Origin of the sequence: Streptomyces aureoversilis, assembly GCF_042657885.1 — a bacterium.
In the GTDB taxonomy this organism is placed as follows: Bacteria; Actinomycetota; Actinomycetes; order Streptomycetales; family Streptomycetaceae; genus Streptomyces; species Streptomyces aureoversilis.
The window spans coordinates 110327-126541 of the sequence record NZ_JBHSKJ010000021.1 but is presented as its reverse complement, the minus strand read 5'-3'; the positions used below and the strand labels follow the sequence as shown (position 1 = coordinate 126541).

At 70.2% G+C, this 16215-nt stretch carries 19 protein-coding genes; 4 read left to right on the top strand and 15 right to left on the bottom strand.

Going from position 1 to position 16215, the window contains the following annotated elements; translation table 11 throughout:
• Nucleotides 1-54: 54 nt before the first annotated feature.
• The 4 genes from ACFPP6_RS29735 to ACFPP6_RS29720 all read right to left on the bottom strand — a co-directional run bounded on the left by ACFPP6_RS29735 (nucleotide 55) and on the right by ACFPP6_RS29720 (nucleotide 2119).
• Nucleotides 55-318, bottom strand: a complete 264-nt coding sequence (locus tag ACFPP6_RS29735) for a hypothetical protein (RefSeq protein ID WP_382048883.1) — start codon at nucleotides 316-318, stop codon at nucleotides 55-57.
• 489 nt (nucleotides 319-807) lie between these two features.
• A complete protein-coding gene (locus tag ACFPP6_RS29730; protein WP_382048880.1) occupies nucleotides 808-999 on the bottom strand; it encodes a DUF1272 domain-containing protein in 192 nt (63 codons plus the stop codon).
• A 206-nt stretch (nucleotides 1000-1205) separates the two neighbouring features.
• Nucleotides 1206-1538, bottom strand: coding sequence for an antibiotic biosynthesis monooxygenase family protein (locus ACFPP6_RS29725; protein ID WP_382048877.1), 333 nt, complete (start codon nucleotides 1536-1538; stop codon nucleotides 1206-1208).
• Nucleotides 1539-1765: 227 nt separating this feature from the next.
• Nucleotides 1766-2119 carry an SH3 domain-containing protein gene (locus ACFPP6_RS29720; protein WP_382048874.1) on the bottom strand — a complete coding sequence of 118 codons (354 nt, stop codon included), beginning with the start codon at nucleotides 2117-2119 and terminating at the stop codon, nucleotides 1766-1768.
• A 222-nt stretch (nucleotides 2120-2341) separates the two neighbouring features.
• Here ACFPP6_RS29720 and ACFPP6_RS29715 point away from each other — a divergent pair, with 222 nt between their 5' ends.
• Nucleotides 2342-3301, top strand: a complete 960-nt coding sequence (locus ACFPP6_RS29715; protein ID WP_382048871.1) for a hypothetical protein — start codon at nucleotides 2342-2344, stop codon at nucleotides 3299-3301.
• Between the two features lie 63 nt (nucleotides 3302-3364).
• Here the strand turns inward: ACFPP6_RS29715 and ACFPP6_RS29710 are convergent, their stop codons facing one another.
• Both ACFPP6_RS29710 and ACFPP6_RS29705 read right to left on the bottom strand, forming a co-directional pair.
• Nucleotides 3365-4450, bottom strand: coding sequence for an outer membrane protein assembly factor BamB family protein (locus ACFPP6_RS29710; RefSeq protein ID WP_382048868.1), 1086 nt, complete (start codon nucleotides 4448-4450; stop codon nucleotides 3365-3367).
• A 279-nt stretch (nucleotides 4451-4729) separates the two neighbouring features.
• Complete coding sequence (locus tag ACFPP6_RS29705; protein WP_382048865.1) at nucleotides 4730-5218, bottom strand: hypothetical protein; 489 nt, start codon at nucleotides 5216-5218, stop codon at nucleotides 4730-4732.
• A gap of 159 nt (nucleotides 5219-5377) precedes the next feature.
• On the opposite strand from ACFPP6_RS29705, the gene ACFPP6_RS29700 reads away from it, so the two are divergent.
• Complete coding sequence (locus ACFPP6_RS29700) at nucleotides 5378-5812, top strand: ester cyclase (RefSeq protein WP_382048862.1); 435 nt, start codon at nucleotides 5378-5380, stop codon at nucleotides 5810-5812.
• Nucleotides 5813-5878: 66 nt separating this feature from the next.
• Here the strand turns inward: ACFPP6_RS29700 and ACFPP6_RS29695 are convergent, their stop codons facing one another.
• A complete protein-coding gene (locus tag ACFPP6_RS29695) occupies nucleotides 5879-6148 on the bottom strand; it encodes a hypothetical protein (RefSeq protein WP_382048859.1) in 270 nt (89 codons plus the stop codon).
• 82 nt (nucleotides 6149-6230) lie between these two features.
• Complete coding sequence (locus tag ACFPP6_RS29690; protein WP_382048856.1) at nucleotides 6231-6836, bottom strand: carbonic anhydrase; 606 nt, start codon at nucleotides 6834-6836, stop codon at nucleotides 6231-6233.
• A gap of 403 nt (nucleotides 6837-7239) precedes the next feature.
• Here ACFPP6_RS29690 and ACFPP6_RS29685 point away from each other — a divergent pair, with 403 nt between their 5' ends.
• Entirely contained in the window at nucleotides 7240-8178 is a 939-nt protein-coding gene (locus tag ACFPP6_RS29685; protein ID WP_382048853.1) for an amidohydrolase family protein, read from the top strand.
• A 36-nt stretch (nucleotides 8179-8214) separates the two neighbouring features.
• On the opposite strand, the gene ACFPP6_RS29680 is transcribed toward ACFPP6_RS29685, so the two are convergent.
• The 7 genes from ACFPP6_RS29680 to ACFPP6_RS29650 all read right to left on the bottom strand — a co-directional run bounded on the left by ACFPP6_RS29680 (nucleotide 8215) and on the right by ACFPP6_RS29650 (nucleotide 15375).
• Nucleotides 8215-9612, bottom strand: coding sequence for a cytochrome P450 (locus tag ACFPP6_RS29680; RefSeq protein WP_382048850.1), 1398 nt, complete (start codon nucleotides 9610-9612; stop codon nucleotides 8215-8217).
• 124 nt (nucleotides 9613-9736) lie between these two features.
• Nucleotides 9737-11125 carry a phenylacetate--CoA ligase family protein gene (locus tag ACFPP6_RS29675; RefSeq protein ID WP_382048847.1) on the bottom strand — a complete coding sequence of 463 codons (1389 nt, stop codon included), beginning with the start codon at nucleotides 11123-11125 and terminating at the stop codon, nucleotides 9737-9739.
• Between the two features lie 47 nt (nucleotides 11126-11172).
• Entirely contained in the window at nucleotides 11173-11808 is a 636-nt protein-coding gene (locus tag ACFPP6_RS29670) for a TetR/AcrR family transcriptional regulator (protein ID WP_382048844.1), read from the bottom strand.
• Between the two features lie 201 nt (nucleotides 11809-12009).
• Nucleotides 12010-13434: a S10 family serine carboxypeptidase-like protein gene (locus ACFPP6_RS29665; RefSeq protein ID WP_382048841.1), complete on the bottom strand. Its 1425-nt coding sequence runs from the start codon at nucleotides 13432-13434 to the stop codon at nucleotides 12010-12012.
• A 26-nt stretch (nucleotides 13435-13460) separates the two neighbouring features.
• Nucleotides 13461-13778: a phosphatidylserine decarboxylase gene (locus ACFPP6_RS29660; RefSeq protein ID WP_382048838.1), complete on the bottom strand. Its 318-nt coding sequence runs from the start codon at nucleotides 13776-13778 to the stop codon at nucleotides 13461-13463.
• A complete protein-coding gene (locus ACFPP6_RS29655; protein ID WP_382048836.1) occupies nucleotides 13675-14679 on the bottom strand; it encodes a phosphatidylserine decarboxylase in 1005 nt (334 codons plus the stop codon). The genes ACFPP6_RS29660 and ACFPP6_RS29655 overlap by 104 nt, the downstream gene beginning before the upstream one ends.
• Nucleotides 14680-14934: 255 nt before the next feature.
• Complete coding sequence (locus ACFPP6_RS29650; protein WP_382048833.1) at nucleotides 14935-15375, bottom strand: MarR family winged helix-turn-helix transcriptional regulator; 441 nt, start codon at nucleotides 15373-15375, stop codon at nucleotides 14935-14937.
• Between the two features lie 82 nt (nucleotides 15376-15457).
• Between ACFPP6_RS29650 and ACFPP6_RS29645 the strand changes: the two genes are divergently transcribed.
• A complete protein-coding gene (locus ACFPP6_RS29645) occupies nucleotides 15458-16015 on the top strand; it encodes a quercetin 2,3-dioxygenase (RefSeq protein ID WP_382048830.1) in 558 nt (185 codons plus the stop codon).
• Nucleotides 16016-16215 lie beyond the last annotated feature (200 nt).

Below are 16215 nucleotides of genomic sequence, written 5' to 3'. Positions count from 1 at the left end.
CTTTGCCCGGCGGCTGGTCGCGGGCTGGTCGCGGGTGCCGCAGTGGCACGGCCTTCACGGATGGATCTGCAACTGCACCCTGCCCCCGGATCGCTGGAGCCCCTCAGGCGTCAGGCAGGCCGTCGGCAGAGAACCGGGCAGGAGCGCGACGGTACGTTCGGCCTTACTGCCCTTGCCCCGGCCGTCGGTGACCGTGCCGTTCATTCTGAGGACGGTGATACCGGCGACCCTGCCGGCGGATGTGCTGTAGGAGATCTCCGACGCGCTGCCGTCCCCGTAGCGCACAGACTCCTGCACCTGGCCGGAGTTGAGCGTCACGCACGTGCTCGCCGATGAGTGACCGGAGAGGGTGCTCGTGGCCGTGAGGAGCCGCCCCGGCCCGGCCCCGCACCGGTAGGAGGCCTGCGCCCGAACGTCCGTCGGTCGCGGTGTGAGCGTCAGCCCAGGACTGAACGCGTTGGATTCTTCCCCGACGCAGACAATCGCCTCCGCATCATGGGCAGGGGCGTGGGCATGGGCGGATGGCGCCCAGCCCAGCGATGTGGCGACGAGCGTTGCAGCGCACATGACCACTTCGGTTGAACGTCGTCCGAGCGTCACCAGACCTCCAGCAGCAGGAACCAGGCGCGCCTTTCGCGGCGCATTCACCTGTCGCTTCCTACCCTTGGACCTCACTCGCCAGCGCCACGCTCGTGAGGTCCGGCAGCGCGAGCGTGCGCCCGCCCCTCGGCGCGCACGCCCCGGAGCACGGCAGTGTTCCAGCGCCAGGCCGGTCGCGCGCCGCTTGGTGTTCGAGCCTTCCTCGGGTCAATCGGTGGGGGACGACACGCGGCGGGGGCGTGCTACGAGCTCGCCGCCGCAGTTGGGGCAGACGTTCTGCATGACGTCGCTGCAGGGCACGCAGAACGTGCACTCGTGCGAGCAGATGCGGGCGGGCGAGTCCGGCGGCAGCGTCGTGGTCTCACATCGTTCGCAGAGGTTGCGCATTTCCAAAGACATGACTCTCCTGGCGGGTTCGGGCATCCGCCGCCTGGTCGCCGGCACCGGATGGAATGGATTCGGATGCCCATCCTCGGCGCAGTGATCTTGGCCTGAAAGCGTCGGCAGGGCCAGCTTTACGCAAGATCCGGCCAGCGGGAGGCCGTGAGTCCCGGACGTGGCACAGGCGCCGGCCGGCCGGGACTCCGTTCACCCGACCGCCGAGGTCAGGCGCCCTTGGCCTTGGGGGCCGCCTGCTGGACGACCTCGAAGGACCACAGGGCCGACCCGGACGCGGCCGGCTTCTGCTTGGGGGCGCCGTCGCCGCCGCCCTGGTGCGCGGCCTTCATCGGGCCCTCCATCCACGCCTTGAAGTCCTCCTCGCTGCGCCAGCGGGTGTAGACCAGGTAGGTGTCCGTCCCCTCGACGGGGCGGAGGAGCTCGAACCACTCGAAGCCGTCGGAGTTCTCGACGGAGCCGGCGCGGGCCGCGAAGCGCTGCTCCAGGACCTCTCGCTGCTCGGCCGGGACGTTCAGCACGTTGATCTTCACAACACTCATGGGCCCATCCTGCCCCACCCCCGGAAAGGAACCGGCCAGGGGGTGCCGGTGGCGCATGGCGGACATCCCGCTACAGCCGCGACGGCCCGGACCGTGAGCCGGTCCGGGCCGTCGCGCACCTACCGCGAAGCGCGATGCTGCGTGGTCGGCAGTGCTCTGCCGTCAGCGTCGGCGTCCGCCGGCGTCGGCGTCCGTCCGCATCACTGCCGTCAGTGCCTGCTCTGCCGTCACATGCCGCAGAAGGGCGGGATGATGTTCTTGTGGGCGACCCAGCCGCGGGTGCCCTTGGACAGGCCGCCCTTGCTCTTGGCCTTCAGCTCGACGTTGTCCCAGCCGCCGGACGAGCGGAGGATGCGGATCGGGTCGCCGAAGTACAGCTGGCCCTTGACTCCGCCCGAGGTGCTGGCCTTCGTGCGCAGGCGGGTGCCGTCGGTGTAGATCATGGCGTTGTCCGCGTGGCACGCCTTGGCGCTCGTGGCGGCCCGGGTGGGGGCCGCGGGGGCGGCCTGGGCGGGGGCGGCCAGGGCCGCGGTGGCGCCGATGAGGGCGACGGTGGTGAGTGCGAGGGATATGCGTCGCACGGATCCTCCGATGTGGTTCTTGTGATGCGGCGGATGCCGCGCGATCACCCTAAGCGGCTCGAAGGAACCATCCAGCGGCGATCTTGTCACGCCCCTGTCACGAACTGCCGGCGAGAACGTCAGGCGCGTCCCCTCCGGCTCAGCGGCCAAGTGGGGGAATTTCCCCGGGCGGCCCCGCTGGGCGACCGCGGCTTCGGCCCGGTCCGCCCTAGCGTCAAGCATGTGATCAGACAAAGAATCATCGTCTCGGCCACGGTGTGCTGCTGCATCGCCGTGACCGCCCTGGACGCCCGGGCCGCACGGCTGCCCCTGAAGTGGCAGCAAGTCGGCACCGGCATTACCGGGGGCGTGAGCGGCATGGCGGTGGCGAGCAGCCGGCAGAGCGGCCGAGGGTCGGCTGACGTGGTCGTGGTGCGGGACAACAAGAAGCCGGGTGAGAGCCGGGTGGCCACCGTACGGCTGCGGCCCGGCAAGGAACCGGTCACGAAAGAGCTCACCTGGCGCGGACCCCTGCCGGAGGACCTGGAAGCCGTTGACGCGGTACCGGGCAGACCGGGCCACTACGTCGCACTGGCCAGCCGGGGCACGGCGTACGAGGTCGTCGTCAGGGGCGCGACGGCGACGGTCCACGGCAGCCCCGTCGAACTTCCCGGCAAGGCCCAGGGGGACAACTACGAGAGCTTCGCGCTCTGGCGGCGTTCTTCGGGCGGAGGCCTGTTCGCCGTGTGGGCCACCCGGGGCAAGGGCAGCGCAAGGGCCGTGGTGCGTGCCGCCCCGGCGGCCGTCGACCGGAACGGGCTCCGCATCGGCACGCCCACCGTCCGACGGGAGTTCGCCGTGCCCTTCCCCGACCAGGACGAGGTGCGGCACATCAGCGACCTCAAGGTCCTGGCCGACGGGACGGTTCTGGTGTCCTCGGCCTCCGATCCCAACGTGGACGACGGACCGTTCAGCTCGGCGGTCTACAAGGCGGGACGGCTGTCCGCGAACGGCCCTCGCCGGGCCGCGCTGAACCTGAGGGACGTGCAGAAGCTCTCCGCTCTGCGCAAGTTCACCCGGCAGGACAACCGCAAGATCGAAGCGATCGCCTTCCTGACGAAGGGGGCGGCGATCTGGGGCACCGACGACGAGAACCACGGAGGTTACGTCGGGTTCGATCAAGTCGGCATCAACCGGCGGTGACGCGGCGGACACACGTCACGTCCTCGCACCCCTGCACCCCTGCACCTGTGCACCCGTGCGCGCTCAGCCGGAGGCGGCGGCCCCGACGGCCCGGTAGACGTCGATCGACCGGGTCAGGGGATCGTAGACCAGCCCGTAGCCGTCGTTGACCAGCGCAGGGGAGACCGGACCGAGGTCCGTACGCAGGTCGCTGCCCGTGCGGGCGTCCAGGGTCATGGCCTGATCGGCTCGGGCGTAGACCACCCCGTGCCACGCCGAAGTGACCTCGGGGGCCGTGCGACCGGCCGCCTCGTCGGGCAGGCGCCACAGGACGCGGGCGGTGCGCACGTCCACGGCCCACGCGGTCGCCTCGCCGGAACCATCGGCTCCGGTGCAGACCGTCGTGTTCCAGCCGTCGTAGTGGCAGCTGTACAGGGAGGTGTCGCCCGAGTCCAGGCGGGTCGTGCCGGTTACGGGGTCGATCAGCAGGGTGCCGTCGGCCGTGGTGCCGTCGGCCCGGGTCAGTCGGGGCCCGGGGTCCGACGTCATGGCCTCGCCCAGTCGGAGGTCTCGCTTCCACAACTGGTCGCCGTCAGAAGCGGCCTTGCCCGCGAAGTCGCCGTCGCCGCGCACGCCGACGGCCACCGACTCTTCCAGGTCAACTCCCTTGAAGTCGGGGTCGGTCCAGATGACTTGGCCGGTTCGGGTGTCGAGCAGGGCGGACAGGGGAGGGGTCTGCGCGTAGCCCGGCTCGTACGAGGCGACGAGTACGTGCCGGGCGTCGGCGCCGACCACATGAGGGGCGGCCTCGGCCGGCCTGTCCTTGCCGCCGGGGATCTCGCGCGACCACAGACTCCTGCCGGTGCGGGCGTCCAGCGCGACGACGGTGATGCCGCGCCGGTCGGCGTAAGTACCGCTGCCCTCTTCCGTGGTGTCGAAGGCGCCGATCACCTTGTCGCCGACCAAGCGGGGCGTCCGGGCGACGGTGACGCCGTTCGGCACGGCCGTGTGCCAGACGGGCTCACCGGAGTCGAGCCCGTAGGCGGTGATGCCGACGTCGTCCCGGTCGTAGGCGTAGGCGAGGCGCGCGCCCAGCGCCACCACGTCGGCGGGACCGCCGTCGCGGACCGGGGAGGGCCAGGAGCCCTGGAACGTGGTGGTGGGGGTCATCGGCAGGGACCCGGCCGGGGCCGTCGGCCCCGTCGCCCGTGCGCCCTCGGGTTGCCCCCCGCCGCTTCCGCACGCGGCTACGGCGGCCCACAGCAATACGGTCACAGCCAAGGCAGTGGGCAGGCGGCGCCGTTCGGGCCTGCGCCGGTTCGCGGAATCCGTGTTCATGGAGCTCATGGGCACCAGAGAGTGGCAGAAGACGGATCCTGACGGAGACGGCTTCAGGGACCCCCTTCGCCTGATCAAGTGAACGCCCGGCCGTTCGCCCGTATCCCTCTGCTACGCGCCGGGCCGCACCCACCGCTTGATGATGCGCGGCTCGGAGTACGGTGCCGGCCAGGCCTGCAGACGGAGCTGCTCGGTGGTCTCGGGTGCGTTGTCCGAGTCGATGTCCGCGAGGACGGCCGCGGCAAGGTTGCGCCGGGAAGCGCGTATGCGGGTCCACCCGGCGGGCATGGCGAAGCGTGCCGCGTCGGGGAGGTAGTCGGTGCAGCCCAGCAGGACGAGCCGTCCCGAGGCCAGGTTGAGGCTCGCCTCGACGATGTGGTCGTAGTCGTCGCCTTCCTCGTCCGGCTGTGCCGCGAGGATGTGGACGCTGACGGCCACGTTGACATTGACGGCGGTGCCGATGGCGAGGGCGTCCTCGGTGACGCCGAGGCCGTCCAGGACGGTCTGCTCGGTCCACACGTCACTGAGGTCGCCGTCGGACTCGTCGTCCAGGAGGTGGATCTGGAAGTAGTCCGCGAAGAGCTCAAGGTCTGTTGCCATGGAGGCATCATCGCTGGCACCCCGGGAGGCGACGGCGGTGGGGTGGTGCCGTGCACGGCTCCGGCGCCGTCACCGCCCGGCGTGCCGGAGGAGTGATCCTCGGCAGAGGCAGGGCGCGCCATCGCCGGGGGAAACGGCGCGACTGGTCACACTGCACGGGTGCTCATCGAAGAGAACAAACAGCTCGTCCGTCGCTTCTACGCCGCGATCGACAACGGTGATGTCGACGCCTTCGACGAACTCGTGGCGGAGGACTATCTGGACCACTCCCCACCGCCCTTCCCTGGTTTCAGCACGGGCCTGGAGGGGCTCAAGCAGATCTTCCAGGTCTTCTGGGAGGCGACCCCGGGTACGCACGAGATCCAGGACCAGGTGGCGGAGGGCGACAAGGTCGCCACGCGGTTGCTGTGCCGTGGCACCCACGAGGGCGACCTCCCGGGCATCCCCGCCACGGGCAACCAGTTGGAGATCACGGCGACGGTCATCCACCGCATCGAGAACGGCAAGCTGGCCGAGAAGTGGGCCGACAAGGACGTCCTGCGCTTCCTGCAGCAGGTCGGTGTCGTTCCGCCGCTCGGCATGCCGAACGAGTGAGGGAGACCGGAGACCTGAAGCCGGTGTCCGGCGGCCGGGCCGGTGTGCGGGACGGCCGCCGGGACTTCACCTCGCGCCGCCCTCCTCGGGCGCATGGCCGTCGCCGGCGTCGTTGCCGGGCTTGTCTGCCTCTTGGGTCTCGTCGGACTCCTGGGGCTTGTCGGGCGCCGGGGGAGGCGTGTCCGCCGAGGGAGCCGTGTCGTCGTCTCCCTTTGCCTCCTCCGTCTCCCCGCCGGCCTCCTCGGTCTCCCCGCCGGGCTCGTCCGTCCCCTCGCCCTCCTGGCTGCGCTTCAGCCGGGCGAGGTCCGCTGCCAGCCGGTCCGAGAACAGGCGCATGTCTGCCTCTTTTTTGAGGTCGAACACTGTGATCTCCTTCGTGCTCCGCCGGACCCGTCGGGCCCGGCGCCGTGCCCGGCGTTCACAGTGGCCGGAACCACTGGTCCCCGGTCGCCGCGTCGGCCCGGTGCGCCCTGACCACGCCGGTGTGCACCTCGTAGTACCAGGCGTGCACCGACAGCGTGCCGTCCTCCGTCCGCTCCGCCACGCACGGATGTGCGTAGAGCCGTTCCACCTGGGCCATGGCGTGCCGCTGGACCGCTTCCGCCAGGTCGGGGGAGTCGGGCATCGCCGGCCCGGCCGGCGGGGCGGCCCGCTCCAGCCAGCCGCGCACGGCCGGGGCGAGGGAGAGGTCGTCCCCTCGCACCAGGGCGCTGACCGCGCCGCAGTGGGAGTGCCCGCACACCACGATGTCGCTGACGCCCAGGACGCGGACCGCGTACTCGATGGTGGCCGTCTCGCCGGTGGGCTGGTCGCTGCGGTACTCGGGGACGATGTTGCCCGCGGTCCGGAGCTCGAACAACTCGCCCGGCCGTGCGCCCGTGATCAGGGCGGGCACGACGCGGGAATCGGAGCAGGTGATGAACAGTGCCTGCGGCCACTGGCCGGCTTCGAGGGCGCGGAACTCGGCGGCGCGCTCCGCCACGTGCGTAGTGAAGGACCGGGCGTTGTCTGCAAGGGACTTCATGGTGGCCTTTCTCCTGCGGCCCGCGGGCATGCCGGGGACGCGGTGTTCAAGGTCAGCACTGGATGCCGGGCGTCGTCGGTGGTGCGAAGGGGCACGGGCGGCCGGCGCAGCGCACCTCGCGGCCGCGCCGGTCCCGGAGGCGGAGAGGGCGGCCCTTGTGGGGTTGCCACTCGTGATGAAAGCACCGGGAACCGGGGCGTCCACGGCCGGGCCGGGCTCGGTGGGTACAGCCACCCCTTTGCCATTACATTACCTTACGGAGGCGGGTAAAAGGCCGCCCAAGCAATGCTCTTGGATGCGTAATTCAGGCGCGGTCGTACGGCGAGCTACCAGGGCGTACGCCTTGGTGGTGAACGATGGGCGTGCGCCCCCCTTGAGGCGGGGGCGGGGGAATAGGAGAGGCATGACGGATCCCGTACGCATCGACGTCCACCAGCATCTGATCCCGCCGGAGCGGCGCCGCGCGATCTCCGGCCGCGCCGCCGCCTTCGGCTGGCCCGCACCGGTCTGGGACGTGCAGAGCGCGATCGCCATGATGGACCGCCGGTCGATCGCTGCCGGCGTGCTGTCGTTCGCCGCCCCGGTCGGGGCACCGGACGACCCCGAAGGGGCCCGCGACACGGCCCGCACGGTCAACGAGTACACCGCGGAACTGGTCAAGGACCGGCCCGACCGGTTCGGGCACTTCGCCGTCCTTCCCCTGCCCGACGTGGACGGCGCGCTCGCCGAGGCCGCGCACGCCCTCGACGAGCTGGACGCCGACGGGGTGATGGTGCTCTCCAACGCCCACGGCCGGTACCTCGGCGACCCGCTGTTCGAGCCGCTCTGGGCCGAACTGGACGCGCGCGCCGCAGTCGTACTGATCCATCCCACCGCCCCGCCGGGCGCCGCGCTCCCCGACCTGCCCGGCCCGCTCGTGGACTTCCCCTACGACACCACCCGCACCGCCCTGCACCTGGTCGTCAACGGGGTTCCGCGCCGCTACCCGCGGATCAGGATGATCCTGCCGCACGCCGGAGGCTTCCTGCCGTACGCGGCCGACCGGTTCGCCGCCGCGGGGCGGCTCCAGGCCGGCACCTCTCCCGAGGAGGTCCTGGCCGACCTGCGCCGCTTCTACTTCGACACCGCCTTCGCGGCCGGCCCGGCCTCGCTGCCCTCGCTCCTGGCCTTCGCGGAGCCCGGACGCGTGCTGTACGGCAGCGACTTCCCCATGGTCCCCGAGGAGTGGGGCACCGGTTACGACGCGGCGCTGGACAGCCATCCGCACTGGGCGCCCGGGCAACTCCACGCCGTCAACCGCGGCAACGCCGAAGCCCTCCTACCCCGGCTCGCCCGGCGCTGACTCCGCCTCGCCCAGCCTCGCCCGGCCCGGCACCGGTCACTCCCGGACCCGCGGGCTCACGGTCATGCGGATGTCGTCGGCCGCCCAGAGCACGAACCGTTCGATCGGCGTCACCTCGTGTCCCGGAACGGGCCGGAAGCGGAAGCGCTTGAGGAGCACGGCCAGTACGAGCTCGGCCTCGACCACGGCCAGAGCGGCGCCCTCGCAGCTGCGGGGCCCCATGCCGAAGGGGATGTAGGCGAGCCGCGGCCGCCCGGCCGTCTCCTCCGGGGTGAACCGCTCGGGCATGAACTTCTCGGGCTCGGGCCAGTAGGCGGGGTTCATGTGGACGGCCCAGATCGGATAGAAGAGCGTCGTTCCGGCCGGGATCTCGTACTCGCCCCGCTCGCCCAGCAAGAGGGTCCCGGTCGTCTCCCGCGCGCCGTACGGCCCGGGCGGGAAGAGCCGCATCGACTCCTTGAGGACCATGTCCAGGTACGTGAGCCGACGCAGATCGGCGTACTCGGGCGCCGCACGGTCGCCGAGTACGCGATCCAGCTCCTCGGCCACGCGTTCGGCGACGGCGGGGTGCCGGCCCAGCAGATGCAGGGTCCACGAAACCGCCACCCCGGTCGTGTGGTGGGCGGCCAGCATCATCACCATGACGGTGTCGCGGATCCGCGCGGGGCGCTCACCGGCCTCGACGAGCGCCCCGATCAGATCGCTCCTGTCGGCGCGGTCGCCGGAGCGGTGCTCCGCGACGACCTGATCGACCGTCGCCCGCAGGTAGGCCAGGGCCGCCCGCGCCCGCTCGGCCCGTTCCTCCTGTGCGCCGGGGGCGGGAACCTCGTAGAGCTGCCCCAAGTGCTCGGTGAGTACGTCCTCGAAGGCGGCCACGACCCTGCCGGGATCGGCGACCTGGCCTCCCAGGGCGTACTCGCAGATCATCCGCAGGGACAGGGCGGTGAGATCCTTCTGCAGCTCGGCGGGCCCGGCCCGGCGGGGCTGCCCGGCCTGCCCGGTCTGTTCGGCCTCTCCGGTCGGTCCGGCCTCTCCGGTCTGTTCGGCCCGTCCGGCCCAGTGGTCCGCGAGCCCCGTCACGAGTGTGGTGAACCGCGCGAAGTGCCGCTCGTGAGAAGGCCGGCCGGCCAGCACCGACAGCAGCAGGCGCCGCCACGGCCCGTGCTCGTCGGCCGGCATCACCTGCAGGTTGCCTGTCTCGAACAGCGGCGCCAGGAACTCGAACAGCCGCTCAGGCCGCTTGTCGATGTGAGCGGTGCCCTCCAGCAGTACGGGGTCGGCGACCGATACGGCGTCCTGCGCGCCCGGAAGCTGGAAGCGCACGACGGGCCCGTACGCGGCGTGCAACCGCAACTGGTAGCGATGCAGACCGCCCGCGGCTGCGACAGCACCGACGCCACCGTCCGCCCGGGGCTCGGGACCGGGGATGTCCATGGCTGCTCCTCCTCGTCCTCACCGACAGCCCGATGCACAGGGCACCGGCAAGTCTCCTCCGTGCGGCGAAGACGGTCACCATGGACGCGTACGGGACGTTGAGGCCGAGGGAGCCGGGGGCGGGTCAGGGGAGGGGGATGACGGTCCTGTATTTGCCGCCGGGGGATTGGCAGGGTGGTTCCTGGGCCCGTTGGACGGTGATGTGGCCGAGACCGTTGGCGGCGAGCAGGCGGGTCAGCTCCTGGAGGGCGGTCCGCCAGACGCGCTCGGGGTCCGCGTCGGGGGCCGGAAGCATACGGACCCGCAGGGTCGAGGGGGCGGTCTGCTCGACCTGGAACAGTTCGACGCCGGGGGTGCGGTCGAAGAGGGTGCCGAAGGCCAGCGGGGCGAGGCTGACGTGCTTGCCATGGCCGCCGTGGTTGCCGTGGCCGGCGGGGAAGGTGAGGATGTCGCCGGCGCGCCCCTGGACGCGGATCGCGGGCAGCGGGCTGCCGCACGGGCAGGGATCGGGCCGGAGCAGGACGCTGTCGCCGAGGTCGTAGCGCAGGAACGGCTGCACGCGGTTGGCGAGGTTGCTGACCAGGACGGTGTGGGAGAACTCTCCGGGCGGGGTCGGCCGGTGGTCGGCGTCGACCGGCTCCAGAACCGCCCAGTCGCTGTTGACGTGGTACCAGCCCTCCGCACAACTATGGCTGAGATAGGTGCACTCGGTCGCGGCGTACGCCGTGCGCACCGTGGTGCGGAAGGCGGCGGCGATGCGGTCCGTGTCGTGCGTGGTCATCGTCTCGCCGGCGGGCTGGATCAGCAGCGGATCGATGTGCAGGCGGCCGGCTTCCTGCTCGGCCGTGAGCAGCATGATCGTGCTGGAGTAGCCGATGACGACGGCGGGGCGGTAGGCGTTGAGCCCGGCCACCAGCTCCGGCATCGGAGTGTGCACCGAGAACGCGCGGATCAGCTTCCCGCGCCGCCTGTCCTCGCGGACCACACGGGAGTACCCCGCGAATCCGGCGTAGTGGCCGCCGGTGGCCACCAGTTGGGCGAAGCGCCCGCCGCGGACGGCCGCCCGGAGGATGCCGACCGGGCCCAGCCAGGAGGCGAGGGCGCGGGAGATCAGGGCGGAACCGACGTCCATGTACCGGTCGTCGAGGATGAACAGCCCGCGTCGTCCGCTGGTGCCCGAAGTGGTGGCCACCAGGTACTTCCCGAGGAACCGCTGTCCGATCAGGTCCGGGTCGTCGGCGAACGCGCGTACCTTCTCCAGGGTGATGCCGCGGTCGGTCACCCAGTCGTCGAAGCGCCCCATCAGGGCCTTCTTGCCGGTGACCGGCAGCAGCGCCGGATCCTCCACCCGCTCGGGCAGGCCGCGGTAGAGCTCGCGGTAGTACGGCGATGCGGCACGGGCGTGGGAGACCATGCCGGCCAACCGCTCACGCTGCCGCCGCTCGATCGCGGCCGGGCCCTCCTTGCGGGCCCGGCGGACGTCCCGTCGCAGCCAGGTCGTGCTCTCACTCATCGGCAAGTGCTCCTTCCTGCTGACGGCTGATGGCTGATGGCTGGCGGTCACGGCCGGCCGGACCGGTAGCCGGCCTGCCGCAGGACGGCGACGAAATAGGCCTTGACCTCTTCCGCCCCGGTGGTGTCGGGGTGCGCGGCGAGGTGCTGCAGCGCCGCGCCGCTGAGCATCTGCTGCAGGATCTCCGGGTCACTGCCCGGGGGGAGTTGCCCGGCCGCGCGGGCTCGTTCGAGGGCGGCCCGCACAGCCCGGCCGCGGTGGCTGCCGTGCGCGTCTTCGTAGGCGCGCAGCAGCTCGGGCAGGTCGTCCACCGTGCCGTGGAGGCGGCGGATCAGCCGGCGGGCGCGGGGCCGGCTGAGGTGACCGGCCCACTCCGTGATCATGCCATCGATGTCCGGCCGGTCCAGCGAGCCGGGTTCCACGTCCCGGTACTCCCACTCGACCGCCCGCACCAGCAGGTCGGTCAGGGTCGGGAACCGCCGGTACACGGTGGCGCGGGTGACCCCGGCGCGGCGCGCGACCTGCTCGATGCTGACCCAGCCGGCGCCCCGCTCGATCAGCAGGTCGAGGGCCGCCGCGAGGATCGCCTCGTCCGCCTCCCGGCTGCGCGGGCGGCCGGGAGGGCGCGCGGAGGGGGTGGGCGTGTCGGCGGTGTGCCCGCCGTTGTCGTTGCCAGGCTTCACTCTGGATACGATACAGAGCAGATCTGTATCGTATCCACTCTCCGGCAGCGTGGAGCCGGTCACTTCACGTCGGCGGCTCGGGCAGCAGCGCACAGGGTAGGCACCGGCGAGCCGGCCAGAGCACCGACCACCGGCTGACGGGAGTGAGCCGAGGCCCGTACGCACGCCCGGCAGCCGGTCTCGCTCTCCTCCTGGGAGGGTTCAGGCTTTACGCATACCGGTGTTGCCGTTGCCGTTGCCGTTGCCGTTGCGGTGCTTGAGCTGCTGCTGCGGGTCGTAGCCGGTGAAGGGGCGATCGAAGAGCCAGTTGTAGAGCATCTCCCGGCAGGTCTGCGGCTGGAACGCGGGCACCTGGTGCCCGGAGCCGGGCACGCCGACCTGCGTCAGGTTCCCGTGGCGGCGGACGAACCCCTTCGGGTTTCCCTGCGCCTGTGTCCAGATCAGCCGGGGAGCGTTGCGCCACTCCGCGTGCTCGTGCTCGCCCTTCTCCTTCATGAGGTGGTCCAGGATCTCCTCGGTGCTGCGGTAGCCGCAGGCGGTGTCGAAGTTCCCGGTGTAGAGCAGGGTCTTGTAGCCCTCGTCGATGATCTTGGCGTACCGCCAGGAGCAGTCCACCATGTTGTCCTTGACCAGCCATTCGGCCACCGGGCCGTCGTTGTCGGCGCACTGCCAGGTGACGTCCGGCGGAACGTGCAGGGACTTCTTCACCTCCTCGCTGTCCAGATAGGCCCGCAGCGCCCCCATGGGCAAGTCGTCCCAGCGGCGCACGTCGTAGAGGTCGAAGTTCCCGCCGTACGACAGAGTCGTGGCCACCAGTTCATTGCCGAGCTTGGTGGCCTTCTTGAGCTTTCCCGCGGCGAGAGCGTCCTGGAAGGCGTCGTAGGCCTTGTACAGGGACTCCTTCTGGTTGATGCCGAGGAATCCGGTCGTGTAGGCGTAGTCGATCAGGGCGCGGAGCGACAGCTCGGGCTTGATCCAGCCGTTGCCGACGGCTATCCCCTTGAGGTTGATCCGCCGCCCGGCCGCCTCCTGGCGGTTGCGCTCGTCGATCTCCATGGCGATCGCCGGCACGTACTTGCCTGCGTAGCTCTCGCCGCAGACGTAGAGCGGGCATTGCGCGTATTCCGGGTGCGCGCTGAAGAACTTTTGCAGGCCCTCCCAGAACATCCGGCTGAGGGCCTTCTCGTCGTGGACGTACTCCCCGGCGTCGGAGTAGCTGTATCCGGTGCCGAGGGGCTGGTCCCAGAAGACGACGTGCGCCTCCTGGTTCCAGGAGTCGGGGCTCACCGATATCGTCCCGGCGGCGTCGTCGCCGATGGACAGCGGTCCGTTCTCCAGGAACAGCCCCAGCAGCGAGGAGGCGCCGGGCCCGCCGTTGAGCCAGATCAGCAGCGGCGTCCGGCTGATCAGCTCCTGCTGGTCGGGGACCGCGACGTGGGGATTGCAGGTCTGGCTCTCGAAGAACCAGTAGAAGAGGTGGTTCTGGGTGCCCGGGTGCTCCGTGCTGTCGATGTGCACGTGCCCGGCGTAGGAGCGGGCCTTCTTGGTGTCCTTGGTGCAGAAGTCGATGCGCTGGGTGTTGGGGATGTTCGCCGGAATCGAGGCGACGAGGTCGTCCGCGGACATGGTTCAGCCTCCGTTCGGCAGCGAGGTCAGGGAGTCAGGGGACGCTGCGACCGGGGCTGGGTGTGGGGAGCGCGGGAGAACCGCTTGGCCGAACTTCCCGGGTCCTCCAGGACTCCGATGCGCTGCCCCTGGAGCAGTTGCACCGCGGGGAACCGGCCCTTCTGGAACAGCAGGATGTTCAGCGACCCGCCGTACTTGAAGTTGCCGACCTGCTCGCCCTTTTCCACCGGGACCGGCATCTCACCCTTGAACTTGTCCAGGAAATTCACGGACGCGATCGAGTTGAGTCCGACGGGTACCTGGGCGACGTACCCTTCGCCATCCGGCCCTCCATCGGAATCCACGTACACCGTCTTGATGATGACGTACCCCCGGCGGAAGTCGAGGAAGTCGCTGTAGTCGTACCCGTAGCCGACGTTCCCCCTTGTCGAGCAGGTGGGGGAAGTTCCGGATCCCGTAGTACGCACCGCCGATGTCCTCGCGGGCCTCCACCACCTCTCCCGCCACCGGAGTGTGGTACCAGTGGTAACTGTCGGGCATCAGGATGCACGACACCGCCGTACCGCCGATGAAATGGCCTGCGTACGGGGAGCCGTCGAGCAGTTGATCGACGTTCATGGTCACGTTCTTGACCGGGATCTGTGTGAGCTCGCCCAGCTCATCGACGATCATGTTGATGACGCAGTCGGCCGGGGCGACGACCACGGTCCGGTCGTCCTTGGCGTCGATCGGCCGCCGGCCTTCCTTGACCTTCCGGATGAAGAACTCGTTGAAGTTCTCCCAGTCCTCGATCTCGTAGTCGTCCATGCGCTTCGGGCCGAGCTGTTCGACCCACCTCTTGATGGTTTCCTTCGAGTCCGCCGAGTCCATCTGCAGGCCCTGCAGATGCGTGAAGTCGGCGATCACCTCGCGACCCGGACCCTTGGACACGAAGTCCATGCCAGGCTTGTTGTCGCCGTAGTTGATCCAGCTGAACTTCTCGATGAAGGTCAGCCCGTTGTCGACCCCCGACCCGTACACCTGCCAGTCGTACCAGTCCCTGAAGAACTGGCACAGGAACTTGATGTCCTGGCGCCGCCAGTCGCAGTACACGGGATCGTTCTTGGGCACCGGGCACGGCTCCGCGTGCTCGACCGCAGCGTTGTACTGATCCTTGAAACCGTCATGGTTCTCGGCGTACCAGTGGTGGACTTTCTCGAGGAACTGGTCGATGGTGCTCGAGAACGATTCCTGGCCCTTCGTCACGTTCCCCTCTCCTTCCGCTTCGGCGTGAGAGGTGGTGACTTCGATGGGACGACAGGACAGGGCAGGGCAGCAGCCCGCCGACAGCGGGCCCGCCCTGCGTGCCGCCGCTCAATGTGCCGTGCCCCCGGCCCCGGGCGCCAGCGCGCAAAATGGCCATCAGGCAGCACGTGCACCAGGAGCCTCTGCTCGTCCAGAGCTCTCCCGGCGGCGATTCTCTTCAGCCGCGCGCCGGAAGCCGGAGCCGGTCCCGCGGGTTCATGAGCTCGGCGAAGGGGCCCGCCCCCACGGCGCTTCCAGGGCCGCCCGCAGTGCGTCGAACGACTCCCGGCCGATCCGCTCGGCGAGCTCCTCCTCCAGTCGTTCGAGGATGACGCCGGCCTGACGGTGTGCGCGCTCCCCTTCCTCCGTGCGCCGGATCAGCCGCTGCCGGGCGGAGGCGGGGTCGGGAACCTGCACGAGGAGCCCGGCGGCGATCAGGCCCTGCACGGCCTGGTGCGCGGTCTGCCGGGTGACGCCCATGCGGCGGGCCAGCTCGGACGCCGTGGTGCCGTCCTCGTCCAGCACGGCGAAGAGCTGCACCTGCGTCGGGGACACCGGTGTGGCGCCGGCCGCTTCCATGGCTGACAGCAGCCCTTCCTCGAACCAGCGCCGGGCGTCGCTGAACAGCTGGGGGAGGGTGCGGCGGGTGGACTGCATGGGTTCCTCACGGTCGGCTTGCCTGCCGCCACTCTCTCATGTCAGGCTGCCTGACATTCCTGAGGTCGTTCGAAGGAGCCCCATGACCATCGAGTACGCCACCCGCTACCGGCGCGCCTCGCGCATACCCGCCGATCCGGGCAAGCCCTACTTCATCGAGAAGGGCGAGGGGGACCGTGCCCACCTGTTCGGTGACCTGATCACCATCTACGCCGGCGGCGAGCAGACCGAGAACACCTTCAACTTCTTCACCGTCGAAGGCCCCAAGGGCGACCTCATCCCCGCTCACCTTCACCCCGACACCCACGAGGTCTTCTACATCACCCAAGGCGCCGTACGGCTCTTCGTCGAGGACACCGAGGGCGTCCAGCAGGAGAAGCTGCTCACCCCCGGCGACTTCGGCTTCGTACCCAAGAACTGCCCGCACGCCTACCGCATGGAGCGCCACCACAGCCAGGTCGTCGGCGTCGCCGCCGGCCCCGGCGGCACCTTCGAGCGCTTCTTCGAAAACCTCGGCGCGCCCGCCGAGGGGCTCGGCCTGCCGCACCGGCCCGTCGTCCCCGGCCCCGGCAAATTCGCCACCGTGCCCCAGCAGTACGACGTGCGCTTCCTGCCCGACCATCAATGGCTCATGCGGTGAGCTTGACACTCGCCCCTTCCGCTCGGCCCGACTGAGACCTCGGGGCCTTCTGAGGAATCTGTGTCACCAGCCGACCGGATAAACATACACAGCTACATACGGATGAACTTGCGTTGCTTCTGCTGTGGGGCCGCCTGCCCATCGGTCACGCTGCTGCATGGCCTGATCGGGGTGGCGAGCGGTGACCGGCGGTGCCTGCG

Bases quoted from the DNA above. Each gene is read 5' to 3' on its own strand.
- ACFPP6_RS29645 (WP_382048830.1), top strand. From the start codon at position 15,458: ATGACCATCGAGTACGCCACCCGCTACCGGCGCGCCTCGCGCATACCC.
- ACFPP6_RS29665 (WP_382048841.1), bottom strand. From the start codon at position 13,434: ATGTCCGCGGACGACCTCGTCGCCTCGATTCCGGCGAACATCCCCAAC.
- ACFPP6_RS29685 (WP_382048853.1), top strand. From the start codon at position 7,240: ATGACGGATCCCGTACGCATCGACGTCCACCAGCATCTGATCCCGCCG.
- ACFPP6_RS29650 (WP_382048833.1), bottom strand. From the start codon at position 15,375: ATGCAGTCCACCCGCCGCACCCTCCCCCAGCTGTTCAGCGACGCCCGG.
- ACFPP6_RS29680 (WP_382048850.1), bottom strand. From the start codon at position 9,612: ATGGACATCCCCGGTCCCGAGCCCCGGGCGGACGGTGGCGTCGGTGCT.
- ACFPP6_RS29675 (WP_382048847.1), bottom strand. From the start codon at position 11,125: ATGAGTGAGAGCACGACCTGGCTGCGACGGGACGTCCGCCGGGCCCGC.
- ACFPP6_RS29695 (WP_382048859.1), bottom strand. From the start codon at position 6,148: ATGCGCCTGTTCTCGGACCGGCTGGCAGCGGACCTCGCCCGGCTGAAG.
- ACFPP6_RS29710 (WP_382048868.1), bottom strand. From the start codon at position 4,450: ATGACCCCCACCACCACGTTCCAGGGCTCCTGGCCCTCCCCGGTCCGC.
- ACFPP6_RS29690 (WP_382048856.1), bottom strand. From the start codon at position 6,836: ATGAAGTCCCTTGCAGACAACGCCCGGTCCTTCACTACGCACGTGGCG.
- ACFPP6_RS29725 (WP_382048877.1), bottom strand. From the start codon at position 1,538: ATGAGTGTTGTGAAGATCAACGTGCTGAACGTCCCGGCCGAGCAGCGA.
- ACFPP6_RS29730 (WP_382048880.1), bottom strand. From the start codon at position 999: ATGTCTTTGGAAATGCGCAACCTCTGCGAACGATGTGAGACCACGACG.
- ACFPP6_RS29705 (WP_382048865.1), bottom strand. From the start codon at position 5,218: ATGGCAACAGACCTTGAGCTCTTCGCGGACTACTTCCAGATCCACCTC.